This is a genomic window from Terriglobales bacterium, from assembly GCA_035764005.1.
Taxonomy (GTDB): domain Bacteria; phylum Acidobacteriota; class Terriglobia; order Terriglobales; family Acidobacteriaceae; genus Gp1-AA112.
Window position 1 is genome coordinate 48,304 of sequence record DASTZZ010000025.1, and the last position, 18,994, is coordinate 67,297.

Here is an 18,994-nt window from a genome sequence, read left to right on the forward strand (position 1 = left end):
ACAACGCGGGACTCTGTCTGGCGGTGTTGCTTACCCGGAGTTTCACTCCGGGCTACTTCCAAACGTGCCGCACAGGGTGCGGCACTCGGTGCGGCACTCACTTCTCCTACAGGGGTTGTGACATTCGCGATAGTGTCACAATCGCCGTCCCGCTCGACTGGTCGGCTCTCTACACTCGTGCGCAGTACAGGAGAGAGCCATGAAAGAACTCAGCCGAGCCGGAGTCCTCGCGCTAACGTTGTTGTCCACGATCTGCATAGGCGCCCAATCCGCACCGCCCGCCCAACCAGCTTCGCCACAAACGGGCGAGTTGACGATGATTACCATTCCCGCCGGCACAAAGGTGCTGCTGGCGACCACGACTTCGCTGAACACGATTTCGGCAACTAATGAATCGAGTCTCTATCTTGAGACTGTCTCCGACGTGATCGAGCAGAACCGGTTGGTTGTTCCCGTCGGCAGCCGTGTGCAGGGCTCAGTGATCAAAACTGGGCGTCCCGGAAGGATCAAGGGCCGCGCTAACCTGCAATTCCATTTCGATCGAGTCATCCTGCCCAACAACTATGTTGTTCCTGTCTCGGGAAGACTCGTCAGTCTTGCCGGAAGCGAGTACGAAACGAAACGCTCAGGCACGCTTCAGCCTGTCGATCAGATCGACAAAGACGCTAAGACCATCCTCACCTCGGTCGGCACCTCGGCCGGCATAGGAGCTTTAGCAGGAGGAGGCAGAGGCGCCTGGCAGGGAGCGGCGATCGGCGCCGCATTTGGCATTGGTATCGCGATGTTCAAGCGTGGAGACGACATTCACCTTATGACCGGCACGCGCATGGAAATGATCCTCGAGCACGATGTGAGCATTCCCAGCTCGAAACTTGATTTTCGGAGCAAAACCGAACCAAAGAACCTGCCACCGGAGCCTTGGTATCCGCATCATTAATTCGAGCCTAAATGCCGGGGTGCCTCACCGATCAACGGTTTCCCGATGCTCGCAGTGATTTACGCAGCAGGCAGACTCTTTTGGGAAGCTGATACTGTTGTTGCGGCAATTCTACCGTTCAAGCACAAAGGTGCGGCCATATGGGTGTTCGTCTTGTCCAACTGCTGCGCGTCGCCTCCGCAGGACTAATGTTCACCAGTACCTGTTCAGCAAAGTCGCCTAATGCCTTCAACCGTTAGTGATGTTCTGATCGTCGGCGCCGGGCCGACAGGTCTTGTCTTAGCGTTATGGCTCACGCGGCTGGGCGTACGCGTGCGAATCATCGACAAGGCTTCGGAACCGGGGACCACGTCGCGTGCTCTTGCTGTCCAAGCTCGAACTCTGGAGTTCTACCAGCAGATCGGCCTCGCCGATGCCGTCGTGGAGCGCGGACGCAGGGTGATCGCTGCAAATCTCTGGGTGCATAGCAAAAAGTCTGCTCGCGCTGTGTTCGGCGAGTTGGGCGAGGGCATAAGTCCATTTCCCTACGCGCTGGTCTTCCCACAGGATGAGCACGAGAAATTGCTCATCGAGCGCCTCGCTCAGCTTGGCGTCAGTGTCGAACGCGACACAGAGCTTGTAAGTTTCGAAGAAACCGCCGATCGCGTGCTGGCGCGCATCAATCTTCCTAATGGAGCGACGGAAGCCTCTGAAATTGCCTACATCGCCGGATGCGACGGCGCGCACTCCACTGTCCGCCAGGCATTGAACATTGGATTTCCCGGCGGAATCTACACACATCTGTTCTACGTCGCCGACGTGCAAGGCAGCGGTCCGGCGATGAACGGCGATCTCCACGTCGCGCTCGATCGAGCCGACTTCCTTGCCGTGTTTCCACTGAGAGGCGAAGGAAGAGTGCGACTCGTCGGCACCGTGCGCGACGAAGCCGCACAAGGACGCGACCAACTCGACTGGGAAGACGTCGGTAAGACTGTCATTGAGTCCATGCGGGTCAACGTCGAGCGCGTGAACTGGTTTTCGACTTACCGCGTGCATCATCGCGTAGCCGAACGCTTTCGCCATGGACACGCGTTTTTACTCGGTGACGCCGCGCACATTCATAGTCCGGTCGGCGGACAAGGCATGAATACCGGAATCGGCGACGCTGTGAATCTCGCCTGGAAACTTGCGGCCGTGTTGCAAGGCAGAGCTGAAGCTTCACTTCTCGACAGTTATGAACCAGAACGAATCGCGTTTGCGCGACGATTGGTTGCGACCACCGACCAGGCGTTTACTGCCGTCACGAGTCCAACCCTGACCGCACGGCTGATTCGACTCGACATGGTCCCTTTGCTATTCCCACTGCTCTTCAAATTCAAACAAGCTCGACGCTACCTGTTCCGCACGGTTTCACAAACAGTGGTGAATTATCGCGGAAGCAGCCTGAGCGAAGGCCGCGCCGGATCAGTTCATGGCGGCGACCGACTGCCCTGGGTGAAGGTAACGATTAACGGAATCGAACATGACAATTTCGAGCCGCTGACTTCGCTCGACTGGCAAGCCCATCTGTATGGTCAGTCGACATCTGAGCTGGAAACGTTCTGCGCCCAGCGAAATCTTCCACTGCACGTCTTCCCATGGAGTCCCAAAATGGGCCGCAGCGGCTTGCAACAAAACGCCCTTTATTTGGTGCGTCCCGATGGGTATGTTGCTCTCTCCGATCCTTCAGCTACTGTCACGGGAGCAGCTTCGTATCTGGATCGTCGCAATTTACGATTTCAGACGAGAGAGGCTGCCAGAGGTCCATTCGTGATTCCATACCAGAAGTGATTGGGAACTAATTCTGCCGCCTAGGCGTCTAAGCCTTCCATGGCTGACTTCGGCCATGATCTTCGGTATTCCGTTCGCAGCCTCCGCCTTACGCCTGCCTTCACTCTTGTTGCGCTACTTGTACTTGCCCTGGGCATAGGCGTGACTACTGCGATGTTTTCAGTAGTCAATGGTGTCTTGCTGCGTCCACTTTCGTATCCCGATCCGGGACGACTGGTTTGGCTGGGAATGTCCTGGCCGAGCCTTCATGAAGAACTGCTGCCCGGCGCGGACTATGTGGAATGGAAGCAGCAAAATCGTACGCTGCAGGGCATCGCGGCCTTCGGGCTCAGCGGCACGCAAGAGTTCGACTTTCGGGCCGGCAAAGTGCCGCAGCGTATCGCTGGCGCGCGTGTCACCGGCAACTTCTTACAGGTCCTCGGAGTACAGCCCAGCATCGGCCGGACGTTTACTGCCGACGAAGATCAGCCGGGAGGTCCGCACGCTCTAGTGCTGAGTTATCCATTCTGGATGCGAGAGTTTACAGGGCAGAGCTCCGCGGTTGGATCGAAGGTCGTGCTCAACGAGGAGCCATACACGATCGTGGGCGTCATGCCCAAATCGTTCCGCTTTCCTGGCGATCTGGATTTCGATGCTCTTGTGCCCATGCAGCTCAATGAGGCTGCCCAACTCAATCGCAAGCAGATGGGGATTCTTCACGCGATTGGACGCGTGAAGCCAGGTGTCTCGCTGGACCAGGCACGCGCCGATCTCGGAAGACTGCTTGCGAATGCGCAACACCGCTTCCCATTCTTTTATCGCAATGACAACAAGCTCGTGGTAGTTCCATTACAGGAACACGAGACCGGGCGCGTACGTCTCCTGCTTTATGTACTGTTCGGCGCCGTGGGATTTGTGCTGCTCATCGCTTGTGCCAACGTTGCGAATCTACTGCTCACGCGAGCCGCTGGGAAACAGCGGGAGGTCGCCGTGCGACTGGCGTTGGGCGCGAGTCGCGCACGATTGTTGCGACAGTTCATTATCGAGAGCTCGATCCTCAGTTGTGCCGGCGGCTTGGCGGGCATCGCGATTGCTGCCGGACTAACTCGCGCGATGCACGCCTTCGGAGCCAGCGAGATCCCGAGGGCAGATTCGGTTCACATCGACTGGCGAGTGTTGTGCTTTGCCCTGGCTGTTGCGCTCGTTACGGGAATTCTCATGGGCCTCGCCCCGGCATTCGCAGCGTGGTCAGCTCGCTGGCAGGAATCGCTGAAGGAGGGCGGCTTGGCCATGACGCGCTCCAGCGGATTCCTGCGCCAGTCGCTCGTAACCGCTGAGATAGCGCTATCAGTTGCGCTCGTACTTGGCGCGGGACTACTGGTAAAGAGCTTGTGGAAGTTGCAGCACCTGCCGCTCGGCTTCCAACCGCAACGCGTTCTGGCCGCGCACATCTCTCTCACCGGACCTCAATACAAAGAAAAGGAGCCGGAGCTCCAATTCTGGAATCGTGCCGTCGATGGCTTGCGAGCTCTGCCGGGCGCGGAGTCGGTCGCCATTTCCAGCGCGGTGCCGCCCAAGGGTCCACTCATGCTGATGGTTTTTTCGCGCTCCGACGCTCCTCCGCCACAGCCCGGTCATCGCGGCGACAACATTCTGCTTCATCCGGTCGATGCGGAATACTTCAAGACCATGGGCATACCGCTCATTCGTGGTCGTCTCCTGGCGGACAGCGATACCCAGGACTCGCCGCTGGTTGCTGTCGTAAATCAGGCATTTGCCCGAAAGTACTTCCCAAATGAGGAAATCGTCGGCAAGCAAGTCATGGGTCACATTAACAGGGACTGGAAGACCATTGTCGGCGTAGTCGGCGATGTAAAAAACGATGGCATCGCCGCGGAAGTTCAGCCGGAGGTCTACCTGGCATATCAACAAACCGTTCAATGGCAGCTGCAAAGCATGTATGTTGTCGTGCGCACAGCGATCAAACCTGACTATCTGATCCCGGAGATGCGCAAGGTAATCGCTGCGATCGATCCCGATCGCCCGGTGGTCTTCAAGACGGTAGAAGAGAACCTCGACACATTTCGCAGCCGTCCCCGTTTCAACGCAGCCGTGTTTACTGCATTCGCTGTGATAGCTCTGCTGCTCGCGATGTTCGGTGTATACGGCGTGCTCTCCTATGCGACGGCGCAGCGAACCAGAGAGATTGGAGTCCGCATGGCTCTCGGAGCCTCTCCCGCACGCATTTTGTGGTGGTCAATCTATGGAATTGTTCCATTGACCATATTGGGAATTGTCCTCGGCCTTACAGGAGGCTGGATTTTGAGCCGATATGTTGCGTCATTGCTGTATCAAGTCCAACCGCATGACGCAGGAACCTTGGTCACGGTGAGCGCGCTACTCACGGTCACCGCGTTAGCGGCAGCTCTATTGCCCGCGCGTAAGGCTGCACTCGTCGATCCCGCGATCTCTCTGCGGAGTGAATAGCCGCGCGCCTGCTGCGAACGGTCGAGGCAGAAAAGGACCTCGGCCATACACCGGCATGCACAACTGGGTTTACTCGTTCGAGTCCTTCCAGTCCTTCTCTTCAAAGACTGGCGCGATAACGTCTCCTAAGAACTTGATTTCTGCCTTCATAGAACCAAGCAAGCAGCCCTTGTTGGGCTTTGGAGGCCGTGGCGTCCCATCAGCGACAGGCTTACTCGCACCCATAGCACCTTTGCTCTTCTGAAGTTTCTTCAGCAAGGCTAGAAACTTTGCCCTAAATTTCGGAAGTCACTTCCTTCATAAACAGTTATGACGATGTGAGCAAAACGAGGCAACCGAAATATCGCCATCACTCATATCTGAGACAGATTATCGGATCTATGCGAGTCGCGTGCCGGGCTGGCAAGAGAGCAGCGAGAAAACTCACGGCCAACATGAGCGCAATTGCTACTGCAAAGACCTGAAAGTCGTTAGGCGCGACTCCCCAGAGCAATTTTCGAATCATTCCTGCGCCTGCTCGCGCCGCTGGAATTCCGAAAGCGATGCCGATTGCAACCGCGATGGCGCTCTCCCCCAAGATCATTCGCAGCGTGTTATGCGGCTGCGCGCCAAGCGTTATGCGAATACCAATTTCGCGCGTTCTCTGCGACGTCGCATACGACGTCACCCCGTAGACGCCGATCATCGCCAGCAGTGCGGCAAAGATGCCGAATGCTGTTGCCATCCACGCGACTGAACGATTCTGTTCCACCATGGCTCGAGTTTCATCGCTGAGAGGATGAAGCTCCAGCGCGAGATTCGGATCCAAGCTGGTCGCCGAATCTTGCAACCGTTTCGTCAGATCGGACAACGGCCCGGCGAATCGCACCTCGTAGCGACCCATGGGAGCGCAGGCCGAGCATTGCGAAGCAGGTCGGTAGAAGACAGGCAGTGGACCGTAATTTGGTCCATTGAAATCTATGCTTCTGGCGATGCCTACAACTTTCACTGAGTACGCGCGTCCATCCTCGCCGTCGTCGTTTTCATGAAAAGTCAAACCGATTGGATTTGTTCCGTGAAACCACATGCTCGCCGCTTGCTCGCTGAGAATGGCAACTGGAATTGACCTGTCGTTGTCGTTCTCACTGAAGTCCCTTCCGGCCAGCATCGCAGTACGTCTGGTCGCAAAAAAATCAGGAGAAACGAAAAACCGATAGGCCCGAGTTTGGTGCTCTGATCCTCCGGGCTGAAGAATCTTGATTTCCGGGGGCGTGCTCGCGGAAGAGTTCGCCGTCCGGGATGCAGAGATAACGCCGGGCACGGAGCGAAACGTATTCAGAAGTTCACTACCCTCGACTACCTCACGATGAGCGTCGTTGCTTGCGCTCTTCATGCCCACTCTAGCAACCAACACACCGTTGGCTTCGTATCCAGGATCTTTCGCCATGAGCCCATGCAGCGTTCGCACGAGAAGACCTGCGCTGTCAAACAGCGCAATCGAAAACGCGACTTGTACCGCAATCAGCACGAGGTTTGAGAGCCGGTTCCTGCCGCTTGAAGTCGCCGAAGCCTGCTGCATTGCTGAATACAGCGGAACTCTACTCGCGCGAATCGCCGGAGCCAGTCCGAAGAGAAGCGCAGATACCACCGTCGCGCCGACCGCAAATAGAGCGAGTTTAAGATCCCACGACAGATCGAGCGCAGTTAGATAGCCCGATGAAATCACCGGAAGCAGTGCGCGGCTGCCCCAATGCGAGAGAAGCAGGCCGCCTGAAGTTCCGGCAATCGACAAGACAAGGCTCTCCACCAGAAGCTGGCGGACAACTCGCCACCGCGTAGCGCCGAGCGCGAGGCGCGTAGCCATCTCTCCTTCGCGCCGCGTTGCGCGGGCTAACAGCAGATTGCCCAGATTGGCGCAGGCAATAAATAGAGCGACTCCGGCCATGACCATCATCATGAGCACGATATCGCTGACGTAGCTCCGCGACATTCCCGCAGGCATGGGATGCGCATCCAGCGTTCCGCTCCAAGACTTAGAAAAGGACTTGTATATGTCCACACCGGCAACCCGCAACCATGCGTCGGCCTGATTGATGGAGACGCCGGGCTTCAGTCGGCCAACAATGACCAATGCATTTGAGTGATCCAAAGTCGGCTTCGCATTGCCGTTGAACCAGGTTCCATAGTCGTGAAACGCTCTCTGCATCTCCAGCGGAGCAAAGATTTCCGGATCCTTTCCGACTTCCAGACCGAAAAACGATTGCGGAGCCACGCCGACGATCTCGAAGGCATGTCCATTCAGAATGATCGTTTGGCCGAGAGCAGCTCGTGACTGGCGGTACTCCCGCTGCCAGAGTGTGTAGCTGATCATGCACGCGGGCATCGCTCCGGGTCGGTCGTCAGCCACGGTTAAAGTTCGGCCTGCGATGGCCGACACTCCAAGGGTCTCGAAGTAGCTTCCACCTACGTACAAACCTGGAATTTGCTCGCTCTGTCCGTTGCTGGTCAGAGCGAACTGGCTGTCCCATGGATAGTAGGCGAGCACGCCGGAGAAAGGTCCGTCTCTGTCCTGCAAACCTTTCCATACCGCGTGTGGGTGGTAAGGCGCTCCGTTGCTGCGTGTTATCTGAATGAGTCGCTCCGGCTGAAACACCGGCAGCGGCCTCAGGATGAGCGCATACATCACCGAAAAGATCGCGACGGTACCGCCGATTGCTAACGAGAGAGACAGGATGGCGATGGAGGTTAGCCCGATACTGCTGCGCATGGACCGGAATGCGTCGCGGACGTCCTGCGTGATCGAACTGAGGGAGGACATGGTCTCTGTTGGCGGTGCGCACCCTCGACTTCTTCCCAGAGTGCGCTTTCACAATCTATTCCAATGTGGGAAAACTGAATGCGCTAATTCTTGACCGTCAGATTATCGGAATTAACCGCCTTCTTGCCCGAGACGCCTTCCAGGCCAGCCAGCACTCCACGGTAGTCGTTCTTGTCGCACTGCATGGCCAGGCCGCCTTTTTTATCGCCGTCTGCCCATGTGATTCCGACAAAGTGTTTCTTCGATTTGCTGAGCGCGGTGAGGGCTCCGATACCGAGAGAGAAGACTGCGAGTCCCACTGCCGTTCCTATGCGGCGATGAACATCCTGTCCGTAGCTGATCTCGGTGATCGAGGAGGCGGGTATCGTGAGAACCTCGTTCTTTCCTTTTACAAACTTCACGTTAGTGCCTTCGATGTACATCTTGACCGTGGTTCCGGTCTTCAGGTCGGGCACCGAGCCGCCGTCGTAGGTGACCTTGTAGCTGTTGTTGGAAGCGAAGACCGAAATGGGAATTGCCAGGCAAAGAATCAGGGCGAGAATGTTTTTCAAGAAGCACCTCTTATGCGGGCCGCAGGACTTGCGATCTCCGGTTGCCCGAGTCATGGAATGGATTTTCGAAGTCACGATAGCAGTAAATCTGGCGTGGGCGTGTGTGACTGAGGTAACCAGGCGCAAGATGGTAAATGTGCGGGCTTCGAGTTTTCGCGAAGGTTTCTATCGCCGCAATTAGAGGTTCGCCCCCAGGACTCTCCGGGGCACGACCAAGTGTTTGACTGAAATTTTCATTTCGGTAGAGCCAAGCGCGACAAGTACACGTGGGAGTTGCGATCGGCTGTGCTGACCCATTCGCTACGCCGCGAACGGTACCGACGCGCGTCTGCTTTTCCGGGCGTGCTCCCAACCTCCCACCCTTACCGGAATGCTGCCCAACCCAGCGGAGTCAGGGTTACGCTCTGGAAATTGCAGGGTAACCCTGGGGAAAAGTCAGGGTTACGCAGCTCGGCGATGCGTTGCTGCAATTCATCCGATATGCGAAGTATTACTTGCAAGTTGCTCATTCAGGTACTGATGACGGCTACTTAATCGCCGCTGAACCGCTACCCTGATGAGTAGCCGCCGAATGCAACTTTCGATTGTCACGTCAACCACTAGCGTTGGGAGCGAGGGGCCAATCCCGGTAATATCAACTCGTATGCAGAGTTTTTCCTGTTCGGTGTCAACCTGCCGATCGCTCATCGATTCGATCCGATGGTGCTGTCTTGCGTCCGTCCTGCTGACCTTAACTTCAGTTGCGCTTCTCTCGCAGCAAGCTCCCGCCCGAAAAGGAACGAATGCACCGCCAAGTTCCGGCAAGGGCGACATCGGCGTGCAGGTAGAGCCGGCAGCACCTCCATCAGAAAAAAAGATCACCCCGCAGGAGGCTCAGGAGCTGTTTGCTTCGATCGATGACACACTCACTTGGCTCAGCAAAGACACCGGCTACGCGATCAAGAAGAAGGTCACCGGGGAGCTCGCCAGCCGCGAGCAGGTGGCCAAGTACGTCGACGAGAAGATGAACGAGGATGAGGACGCGAAGCGTCTGGAACGTTCGGAGATCGTGCTGAAGAAATTCGGGCTGCTGCCGCGCGAGTTCAATCTCCACAAGTTCCTCATCGACCTGCTGCAGGAGCAGGTAGCCGGCTACTACGACGTAAAGACCAAGAAGATGTATCTGCTCGACTGGCTCTCGGCCGACGCGCAAAAGCCGGTGCTGGCACACGAGCTCACGCACGCGCTGCAGGATCAGAACTTCGATCTGAAGAACTGGGAGAGTCCGAAGGCTCCCAAATCGGGAGATAAAGAGGAATACACCTTCGACGAGGACGAGGCCTCCACCGCGCGAAGCGCCGTTGCGGAAGGGCAGGGAATGGTGACGCTGGTCGATTACATGCTCCGCGGGTCGGGAACAACGCTCGCCGAGGCTCCGCAAGTGGCCGATGCGATGCGCAAGGCGATGACGTCGAATAGCGATTATCCGCTGTTGGATAAAGCGCCGCTGATGATTCGCGAATCGCTGGTTTTTCCTTACGGCGATGGGCTCACGTTTGAATCTGCTTTGCTGCAGCGGGGTAAAGATGCCGCGTTCTCGGGAGCATTCCGTCGTCCGCCGCAGGATACGCACGAGGTGATGGATGTTGCGGCTTATCTTCATAACCGGCCCGCACAGTGGATGGTGATCCCGGATCTGCGTCCCGAATTGGGACCAAAATACCAGAAGTACGATGAAGGCTCGATCGGTCAGCTCGACACCCGCATCCTCGCGCAGCAGTACGCCGATCAGTCCGCGGCGAAAGACATGGCGGAAGCCTGGCGCGGAGGCGCTTACTATGCTGCCGAGAATAAAGATCCCAGGCTGACCGGCACTGCTCGTATCGGGCTGCTGTATCTTTCGCGTTGGGACGCGGACGATTCCGCCGATGCTTTCGCCAAAATCTACGCAGACTACCTGCCGCAGCGGTACTCGTCGGTAAAGAAGGTCGCGCACAAAGACGCAGCTTGTGCCGATTCAGACTGCAACAGCTCTTATTTCTTTCAAACCGAAGAAGGACCAGTGAGCATCGTGCGCATCGATGGCGCCGGCGTTCTCGTGTGCGAAGGCTTTGATTTCGATGTTGCAGGCAAGCTCGAGCAGAAGCTGCTCACCGCGAATCCCGCAAAAACCGTGCAGGTGAAACTGCGCTCGCTCATGTCCCCGCTGCGAACTTCGGCGGTGATTCAGGAGGCGGTGGCACGCATGGTTGTTGACAACGTTGAAAAGGTTATTCCCATAATGGGAATGCATTAATCGACTGGGCGCCGAGATGCAACGGAACCGCCTCCGGTAGGCGGTGGGGCAGCCGCGCTTCGCGACTGCGTGTCTGCACAATGCGTGCAGCATCGTTGCAGTCGGAGCTCGCCATTCGGCGATCTCCGATCCACCGGCTACTGCCGGCGGTTCTGTTCCGTCTGCAGCTTCTCCAGGTACGAGATGATTGATGGGCTCGTCCACTCCACCGGCCCGATGAATTTGCGACGGACGATGCCTTTGCGATCGATGATGTATGTCTCCGGCCAGCCCCATGTTCCGTAGATGTCGCTGCTCTTCTGCGCGGGATCGTTCACCGTGATCAGATCGACGTGATGATCACGCACGAAGCGGCGGTAAGCATCTGGATCGTGATCGGTGGCAACAGCAAGAACTGTGACTTTATTTCCGAGTTCATGCTGCATCTGTATAAGCGAGGGCATTTCCTCAATGCATGGCGCGCACCAACTTGCCCAGAAGTTCAGGACCACGACTTTGCCTTTGTAGTCGTGCAGTGAGATCGTGCGCTGGGCATCAGACACAGTGAAATCCGGTGCCGAGTGGCCAACCCATTCGGGATGCATGCCGCGGTCGCATCCCGTCATGGCAAGAAAAACTGCAACGAAAGTCAGCTTGGCGACTCTGATTAGAAGGGAACTGCTGGTCACAACCGTATAATAAAGGTATCACGCGTAAACTCAAGGCACAGCATGGTTTATCTCACGCGAAAGGCTGAGTTTTCGGCTTCGCACTTTTATCACAATCCCAAGCTCTCCCCGGAAGAAAACCAGCGCATTTTCGGCAAGTGCAACAATCCGCACGGGCACGGACATAACTACACCCTGGAGGTCACGGTCGCTGGAGATGTGGATGCGCGCTCCGGATTCGTAATGGACTTGAAACAGCTGAAGGACATCATGAATCGCGAGGTGATCGACGTACTTGACCACCGGCACCTCAACAAAGAAATACCGGAGTTTCGCGACAAAATTCCCACAACGGAAAACCTCGCCATCGCCATTTGGAACCGGCTGGCAGGGAAGTTGAACGGCACCAGACTGCATCGAGTACGGCTGTATGAGACCGATGATCTGTATGTGGATGTGTACGGCGAGAAATGAAAGCGCACCTGACAAGACGGTACAAGTTCTCGGCCTCGCATCGATTGCATTCGCCGGAACTCAGCGACGAGCAGAACCGCGCGACGTATGGCAAATGCAACAACCCGTATGGGCACGGGCACAACTACAAAGTGGAAGTCACGGTAAGCGGTGAACCTGATCCCGATACGGGAATGATCTGTAATTTGGCCGATCTCGACAGCTTCGCCGAACGCGAACTGATGCCGCGCTTCGCCTTCAGCAATCTGAATGAATTGGACAACTTTCGTAATCAGGTGCCAACAACTGAGAATCTTTCGCGCGAGCTGTTTCATCTCTTTCGTGACCGTTTCAGGTTGGCAAAAGTAGAGAAAGTCCGGATCGAAGAGACGATGATGAACTCGTTTGAATACGCCGGTGGAAGGGAATTAGGAGCGGAATAACGTGGAGTCGGCCGCTGCGGCTGTTTGTCATTCCGAACGTATGCTCACGCGTGCAGTTCGCGTGAGCAGGAGTGAGGAATCCCTACTGAGGCATGAACAATAGGAAATTACGGATGTCGATAGGGATTCCTCACGCCAACATCAGGCGTTGGGAATCACAGGTGAGAGTACACGAGCAATGGCAGCCACGTTAGGCGAGCGTCATGAAAGGAGATCGAGTGAAGTCTGCAGCAGTGAAGCGTGTGATGACGATGCCAAAGAGCACAACCAACGGAACCGAGAGAGCGCAGGCAGAGCTGGAGAAGGCGTATTTGCGGGTACTAGAAAATATCGGCGAAGATGCCGATCGTGATGGCTTGAAGCGAACTCCCGAGCGCGTAGCCAAAGCCATTCAGTTCCTGACGCGCGGCTACCAGGAAGATCCTGCCAAGTTGTTGCGTGGCGCGCTGTTCGATGTCGATTACGACGAGATGGTCATCGTCAAAGACATCGAAGTCTTCAGTCTATGCGAACATCACATGCTGCCCTTCTTTGGGAAAGTGCATGTTGCGTATCTACCGAAAGGACGCGTGATCGGTCTGAGCAAGATTCCACGCTTGGTCGATGTCTTCGCACGCCGTCTGCAGGTTCAGGAACGGCTGACCAAGCAGATCGCCGATGCGATCCAGGACGCAATCGAGCCGATCGGCGTTGGAGTGGTGATCGAAGCTCGCCATCTCTGCATGATGATGCGCGGCGTCGAGAAGCAGCATTCTGCGACGGTGACTTCCTCAATGGTGGGAGCCTTCCGCGAACAGCAGCAGACGCGCGAGGAATTTCTGTCACTGATTCGCTCCGGCAAGCCGAATGGATTCTGAACCGTTTCCTTTATTGTCATTCCGAACCGCACGTTCTTGCGGTGAGGAATCCCTACGGACTTCCATGCTGGACAGCGGAGCCAAGAAGGTCATTAGATTTGCGGGTACAGCAGCCAGGCACGGCGGATTCAGCCGATAATCGTCAATCGAACTTCATTACAGTCGATAGGGATTCCTCACCGCGAAAGGCGTGCGGTTCGGAATGACAAAGGAAAGCTGAATGCCTGACCTGAACGGAAGAACCGCGGTCGTAACCGGAGGAAGCCGCGGTATCGGATTGGGAATCACGCGCGAGCTTGCCCGCAACGGCTGCCGCGTGGTGATTGCCGGACGCGATCCGCAGGCCCTTGAGTCTGTTATTGCGCAGCTCAAGGCTGAAGGGCTCTCGATTTCCGCCAAGCGTTGCGATGTCTCTGATCCGGATCAGGTACACGAGTTCTTCCATGCCGTGCGCGAGCGTATGGGCGTACTCGACTTCCTCGTCAACAACGCCGGCGCGGCGCACGCGCTGACGAACGTCGATCGGCTCGCGCCGGAAGAGTTTCGGCGCGTAATCGATGTGAATCTTATTGGAACTTTTCTCTGCTGCCGCGCGGCGATCCCGCTGATGAGTACAGGAGCGGTGATTGTGAACAATCTATCCGTAGCAGCACACCAGGCATTCGCAGGAATGGCGGCTTACAACGCCTCCAAGGCTGGCGCGCTGGCTCTTACAAATGTCTTGCGTGAAGAACTCAGAGATAAGGGGATTCGCGTCCTGGCGCTCGTCCCTGGTGCTGTTGATACCGACATCTGGCAGCAGTTCTGGCCCGATGCACCGCGCGAAAAGATGATGTCCGTTCACGACGTAGCACGAGCCGTCGCACTCGCCCTCTCGATGCCGCCGAACACGTCGATTGACGAAATCAGAATGGGACCGGCGAGTGGAACGTTGTGAAGGAAGCTGCTTAGCTTCTAAGCTGCTCACCTTCTGAGCAAAACCAGTGGCCCTCGACAAGCGTTGTTCCAATCTTGAACTCGCCTAGAAGCTGAGGGGCTTAGAAGCTAAGCAGCTCTAATACGTGAATCTGGAACGCGGTCGCACGCGTTGAGGCATGAGTTTGATCATGATCAGTCCGGCAAGGAATCCGCCGACGTGAGCCCAGAATGCGATGCCTCCGCCCCCGGTGCGATTGGAATAGGCGATCGAGGTCGCCGCGCCACTCAGAAATTGCAGCACAAACCAATATCCCAAGACGATCCAAGCGGGCAGCCAGATGAATGTGAAGAAAATGATCAGAGGAACCAAGGTCAGAACGCGGGCGGAGGGGTAGAGAAGAAAATATGCGCCCATGACTCCCGCAATTGCGCCACTGGCTCCCACACTGGGAATGGTCGAATTCGGATTGAGCGCGATGTGCGCGAGTGATGCGGCCAGGCCGCTGACTACATAAAAAATCAAGTAGGAGAAGTGTCCTAAATAGTCTTCGATGTTGTCGCCAAAAATCCAAAGCACCCACATGTTGCCGATCAGGTGCAGCCATGAGGCGTGAAGAAACATCGAGGTCAGCAATGGAACCGCGGACGCATGTGACACATTGAGATTGGCCAAACCTAGGGCAGACAGCACACGGGCAGGCTCGACACCGAATTCGTATACAAATGCTTCGCGACTGTGCGGCCCTAGCACCAGCGCCTCGTACAGGAATACAAGCGTATTCAGCGCGATGAGCAGGTAGTTGATGAAAGGCGTCGAGAACTTCGGTGTGTCGTCGCGAATCGGTATCATGAGGGAGCGCTGTCAACAGTCCTTAGAACGTAACATATTGCCGAATCACGCTTCCTCGATGTAGTCGGCTCTGCAGCAGCCGGAAAAATGGAATGATCGACGCCATTCTGGTAGTCAACAAGCCGAGCGGAATGACGTCGCACGACGTCGTGGCACGCGTACGTAGGTTGATAGGGGAGCGCTCGGTGGGGCACTTAGGCACGCTCGATCCGCTGGCCACCGGAGTCCTGCCGCTGCTTATCGGACGCTACACCCGGCTCGCGCAGTTCTTCGGAAGCGCCGATAAGAGCTATGAGGGCATAATCCGGCTCGGATTTGCTACGGATACCCACGACGCCGACGGCGAGCCAGTCGGGCCAATCACCCAGGAAGTTGAAGTAACACTCGAAGAACTGCAGCATGCTGCACGAAGATTTACCGGAACTATCAAGCAAACACCGCCGCACTTTTCAGCCAAGAAGATTGCAGGAGTTCCGGCGTACAAGTTGGCACGAAAGAAGCAGGATGTTGAGCTCACCGATGTGCAAGTGCACATCGAGAGCTTTGAAATCTCCCGGCTTGATTCCGACCGCGCGTTTTTTGCCGCCAAAGTAAGCGCCGGTACCTACATCCGTTCGCTGGCGCATGACTTAGGGCAGCTCCTGGGTGTCGGTGCCCACGTTGCCGAACTGAGGCGCACGGCGTCCGGTGAATTCGCGCTCGATCAGGCGATCACTCTCGATCGCCTGCAGGCGATGAAGGAAGATGCAGTCGACGAAGGAATTCGTGTCGAAGATTGGATTGGGAAGATTTCAGTCCACCCGCGCCAAATTCTGCGGCAACTGCCATCTGTCACCGTAAACAGCGAGACGGCAGGGCTGATCGCAAACGGTCGCGCTGTCAATCTGGCAGATCTTTCAACTGCGCATCAGGTAAAAGTCTTCGCCGGGGAGAAGCAGTTGCTTGCCATAGCCAGCCGAGTCGCGGGAACACTTTTCCAGCCGAAAGTAGTGCTGGGACCTGGCCATGCCCGCTGAATTTCCTGAGATATTTGCAATGTCCGATAATGGATATTCTGTTAACTACGAGCTGGGACTCCACGCAGGGGCGGGTCGCCCCGAGGTTCCAATAGGCCAGCGAGTTCCCTCTCGAATGCCTCGAGTAGTTTGAGCCGCTCAGCTGACGCTTCAACCAGTTGATCCTTTGATTGAAATACCCGACGACCGGCTTGAGTTGTCAGCACGCCGATTCCGTCACCGATTCGCCATCCTGGCCGGCCGACCATGCGCAATCCAGCGCTGGAATCTGCTTCAAGCAGCACGATGCAATTACCTTTGCTGATCCCAATGGCTCGCGGAAACCGTTCGAAGGTCTGAATATCGAAACCCGCGGCGTAGAGATTTTGAAGGACCTCGGCTGAATCAAGCATTGGAACTCAGGTACTTCCCGTCGAGCGCGCCGTCTACCAGGAACCGCAGGCGATGATGTGTGTGCTCTTTAGGCATGAGCCTTCTGCGCTCGCCCGCTCGGCACGAAAGTCGATTCAACGGCGACCGGCCCATCGCCGTGACGGTGTTCATCCAAACGTCTTTGTAATCGTGCACCTGCCTGTGTCTTCTTCAAGTCATAGATTGCAAGTTCGTGAGGTTTTAAAGTCCCAGCGGAGACTTGGCCCTGTAAAGCTTCAAGTAAACCTTGACTATGGGCAGTCATCACGAGCTGATGCCCAAGTCGGACCGACTCGGCGAACATTCGAGCCAGGTGAGCCTGCGACTCAAGATGCAGCCCCGCTTCCGGCTCTTCGATCAGAATCGTGCTGTTCTTAGGAGCCGCAAAGATCTGGGTGATGATGGGCAGAACCTGCTGAGCTCCACACCCCGCAGATTCAAAACCGAGCGGCGTATCGAAATCTGAATCCAGATATCCGGCGTGGAGCAACTCTTCCCGGACCCAGCCACTTGTGAGCGACCTCATTCCGAAGAGCTCGGCCCAATGCTGAATCTGACGTGCCTGGGCAAGGTGCCGGGGATGAGCGAACAGGACTGACAGCACGGCGATGGTGCGCTCGCCGCGCCGTCCGACGCTTAGCGGACCATTCTCCGCCTGAGGAGTTTCGCGCACTGGCATCCGGCTTGGACCGAGCATGAAAAGCTTCTGCTTCAAGCAAGCAATGAGAAAAGACATGTACAGGCCGAATCCGACGAATGTATGTTGCGTCGACTCATCGACCTCATCGCCCCCAATCGCTTTAGTTCCCATGAAGAGCTTCGGCGAGAGAACAGCATTACCGCTGACGGCGGGCGTGAACATCCGTTCCAGAGCCGAGCGCGAGTGGTACTCAAGCAAAGAACCGTGTCCTTTCTTGATGAGTCCACGGCCCAACGGCATCGTTGCGTTAGTGGCGATCAACTCGCCATCGAGATACAGATGATGCTTCCACTCTTCGGTGCCACGACGATGTTCGACCGTATAACCGATCGATTCGGCCCGGAGGTCGGCGTCAAAATTGTGTTTGCGCAGCCAGGAGCGGAGATGCTCGCCGGCTTCGATTTCCAGGCCCAGCACTAAATGGAGATCCTGCTCGGGCTTGTGGAATGCCGATTGACCGTTAGCTCCTAAATCGACATGCCGATCGCTCCAGCGCACCTGCGGCGGCTGTTCCGGAATGGGAGTGCTCTGGGCGAAGAGCCCGATGGATTCGAGGGCAGAGCTCTTGCCTGCTCCGTTTGGACCGGTTAGGAGGGTCAACGGTCGAAGATCAAATTCAACTTGCTCCCCGAACGTCTTAAAGTTCTGGATGCGTAGTCTGGTTAACATGGCATGTCCTTCTACGAGGCCTGGTTCTGATGCAGGGGGAGCTGCTGCGATAGGCTTTTGGAATCACATCATAGCCGGAAGTCGGACTGTGCGAAACTCCGATTTCACTCAAAAGTAGTCGATTTGCGAGGAGGTGTTCGTGGCCGCCAAAGTGAACAGACGAACTGTTGATTTGTCCCAATATCCAGACCTGGTGGTGATCTATCTGGGCATGCGCGTAAACGTCTGGTATGGACTGAAGCGCCTGATTGGGCTTGGGCCGCAAATCAGCGTCTCAGTTGCCGCCAAACCCGATGGCCTGTTGCATCACGAGCAGATCATCTACTCGCTGTTCCCTCCTCATGCCGGCATGCGGCAATACTGGCGAGATTTGCCGTCACTGCTTGCGTGGACACGCAGCGATCCTCATCGCCGTTGGTGGAAAGATTTCCTGCGCGATAGCGGAGGCACCGGGTTTTGGCATGAAACCTACAGCATGCGTGGAGGAATGGAGGCTATCTATGACGACGTCCCACGGCGAATCGGATTCGCGGCGTTTGCTCCCACGATCGAGGCACATGGGACTGTGTTCAGCGCATCGAGGCGAATTGGACGGGACGACGTTCCTAATCCAGCAGTGGAAGAGGCTGAGCTGAGATAAGCTGAACGACAAGAAACCAGTGACCACTCCTGCCACAGTACCCGCGATTACGATTCGCGAGACGCGTCCCGCTGATCTCGAAGAGATCCTCCGGCATCGACGAATGATGTTCTACGACATGGGATATCAAGATATCGCGGCGCTCGATCTTATGGTGCAACGGTCGCGGCGAAACATCGCACGGTACCTCGCGGATGGCTCCTACCGAGGTTGGTTCGCGGTAAGAGCCGATGATCGCGTTGTTGCCGGAGTCGGTTTGATCATTACCGAGTTGGTATCAGGTCCTTTTAGCCCTGAGCAGACCTGTCGCCCATATTTGCTGAATGTCTATACTCATCCAGATTTTCGAAACCAAGGTCTGGCACGACAACTTACAGTGAAGGCCATCGAGTGGTGTCGCATGCAAGGCTTCAAAGTCGTCTGGCTGCACGCCAGTAAATATGGAAAGTCCTTATACGAATCTCTGGGCTTTGAACAGACGAACGAAATGAAGTTGATGTTGTGAACTTCTCTGAAGAGCAAGTGTATGATGCCGTCTCGCTCTTCGCCGTAAGG

The 18,994-nt window shown here is 56.3% G+C and carries 18 protein-coding genes; 12 read left to right on the forward strand and 6 right to left on the reverse strand.

The features are described 5' to 3' along the window. Positions 1–199 precede the first annotated feature (199 nt). The 3 genes from VFU50_04245 to VFU50_04255 all read left to right on the forward strand — a co-directional run bounded on the left by VFU50_04245 (position 200) and on the right by VFU50_04255 (position 5,212). Positions 200–937, forward strand: a complete 738-nt coding sequence (locus VFU50_04245; protein ID HEU5232048.1) for a hypothetical protein — start codon at positions 200–202, stop codon at positions 935–937. A 222-nt stretch (positions 938–1,159) separates the two neighbouring features. Then, positions 1,160–2,746 (forward strand): FAD-dependent oxidoreductase, encoded by a 1,587-nt coding sequence (locus tag VFU50_04250; GenBank protein ID HEU5232049.1) that lies wholly within the window; start codon positions 1,160–1,162, stop codon positions 2,744–2,746. 39 nt (positions 2,747–2,785) lie between these two features. Then, a complete protein-coding gene (locus VFU50_04255) occupies positions 2,786–5,212 on the forward strand; it encodes an ABC transporter permease (protein ID HEU5232050.1) in 2,427 nt (808 codons plus the stop codon). Between the two features lie 69 nt (positions 5,213–5,281). Here the strand turns inward: VFU50_04255 and VFU50_04260 are convergent, their stop codons facing one another. The 3 genes from VFU50_04260 to VFU50_04270 form a co-directional block, all read right to left on the reverse strand. Then, entirely contained in the window at positions 5,282–5,470 is a 189-nt protein-coding gene (locus tag VFU50_04260; GenBank protein ID HEU5232051.1) for a hypothetical protein, read from the reverse strand. 91 nt (positions 5,471–5,561) lie between these two features. Next, positions 5,562–8,009: an ABC transporter permease gene (locus VFU50_04265; GenBank protein HEU5232052.1), complete on the reverse strand. Its 2,448-nt coding sequence runs from the start codon at positions 8,007–8,009 to the stop codon at positions 5,562–5,564. A gap of 83 nt (positions 8,010–8,092) precedes the next feature. Continuing rightward, complete coding sequence (locus tag VFU50_04270; protein HEU5232053.1) at positions 8,093–8,560, reverse strand: hypothetical protein; 468 nt, start codon at positions 8,558–8,560, stop codon at positions 8,093–8,095. 664 nt (positions 8,561–9,224) lie between these two features. On the opposite strand from VFU50_04270, the gene VFU50_04275 reads away from it, so the two are divergent. Continuing rightward, a complete protein-coding gene (locus tag VFU50_04275) occupies positions 9,225–10,835 on the forward strand; it encodes a hypothetical protein (GenBank protein ID HEU5232054.1) in 1,611 nt (536 codons plus the stop codon). A 137-nt stretch (positions 10,836–10,972) separates the two neighbouring features. Here the strand turns inward: VFU50_04275 and VFU50_04280 are convergent, their stop codons facing one another. Continuing rightward, positions 10,973–11,503, reverse strand: coding sequence for a TlpA disulfide reductase family protein (locus VFU50_04280; protein ID HEU5232055.1), 531 nt, complete (start codon positions 11,501–11,503; stop codon positions 10,973–10,975). Between the two features lie 42 nt (positions 11,504–11,545). Here VFU50_04280 and VFU50_04285 point away from each other — a divergent pair, with 42 nt between their 5' ends. The 4 genes from VFU50_04285 to VFU50_04300 all read left to right on the forward strand — a co-directional run bounded on the left by VFU50_04285 (position 11,546) and on the right by VFU50_04300 (position 14,172). Next, entirely contained in the window at positions 11,546–11,956 is a 411-nt protein-coding gene (locus tag VFU50_04285) for a 6-carboxytetrahydropterin synthase (GenBank protein ID HEU5232056.1), read from the forward strand. Further along, complete coding sequence (locus VFU50_04290) at positions 11,953–12,378, forward strand: 6-carboxytetrahydropterin synthase (protein HEU5232057.1); 426 nt, start codon at positions 11,953–11,955, stop codon at positions 12,376–12,378. The genes VFU50_04285 and VFU50_04290 overlap by 4 nt, the downstream gene beginning before the upstream one ends. A gap of 251 nt (positions 12,379–12,629) precedes the next feature. Beyond that, positions 12,630–13,235 carry a GTP cyclohydrolase I FolE gene (gene folE, locus VFU50_04295; GenBank protein HEU5232058.1) on the forward strand — a complete coding sequence of 202 codons (606 nt, stop codon included), beginning with the start codon at positions 12,630–12,632 and terminating at the stop codon, positions 13,233–13,235. A gap of 220 nt (positions 13,236–13,455) precedes the next feature. Beyond that, positions 13,456–14,172, forward strand: a complete 717-nt coding sequence (locus tag VFU50_04300; GenBank protein HEU5232059.1) for an SDR family oxidoreductase — start codon at positions 13,456–13,458, stop codon at positions 14,170–14,172. 117 nt (positions 14,173–14,289) lie between these two features. On the opposite strand, the gene VFU50_04305 is transcribed toward VFU50_04300, so the two are convergent. After that, complete coding sequence (locus tag VFU50_04305; protein ID HEU5232060.1) at positions 14,290–15,003, reverse strand: rhomboid family intramembrane serine protease; 714 nt, start codon at positions 15,001–15,003, stop codon at positions 14,290–14,292. Between the two features lie 92 nt (positions 15,004–15,095). Here VFU50_04305 and truB point away from each other — a divergent pair, with 92 nt between their 5' ends. Further along, entirely contained in the window at positions 15,096–16,019 is a 924-nt protein-coding gene (truB, locus tag VFU50_04310; GenBank protein ID HEU5232061.1) for a tRNA pseudouridine(55) synthase TruB, read from the forward strand. Positions 16,020–16,189: 170 nt separating this feature from the next. Next, positions 16,190–16,402: a hypothetical protein gene (locus tag VFU50_04315; GenBank protein HEU5232062.1), complete on the forward strand. Its 213-nt coding sequence runs from the start codon at positions 16,190–16,192 to the stop codon at positions 16,400–16,402. A gap of 77 nt (positions 16,403–16,479) precedes the next feature. On the opposite strand, the gene VFU50_04320 is transcribed toward VFU50_04315, so the two are convergent. After that, positions 16,480–17,799 carry an AAA family ATPase gene (locus VFU50_04320; protein ID HEU5232063.1) on the reverse strand — a complete coding sequence of 440 codons (1,320 nt, stop codon included), beginning with the start codon at positions 17,797–17,799 and terminating at the stop codon, positions 16,480–16,482. A gap of 139 nt (positions 17,800–17,938) precedes the next feature. On the opposite strand from VFU50_04320, the gene VFU50_04325 reads away from it, so the two are divergent. Then, on the forward strand, positions 17,939–18,439 hold the full coding sequence (locus tag VFU50_04325; protein HEU5232064.1) for a DUF4188 domain-containing protein: 501 nt from the start codon (positions 17,939–17,941) through the stop codon (positions 18,437–18,439). A 19-nt stretch (positions 18,440–18,458) separates the two neighbouring features. After that, positions 18,459–18,944 (forward strand): GNAT family N-acetyltransferase, encoded by a 486-nt coding sequence (locus VFU50_04330; protein HEU5232065.1) that lies wholly within the window; start codon positions 18,459–18,461, stop codon positions 18,942–18,944. Positions 18,945–18,994 lie beyond the last annotated feature (50 nt).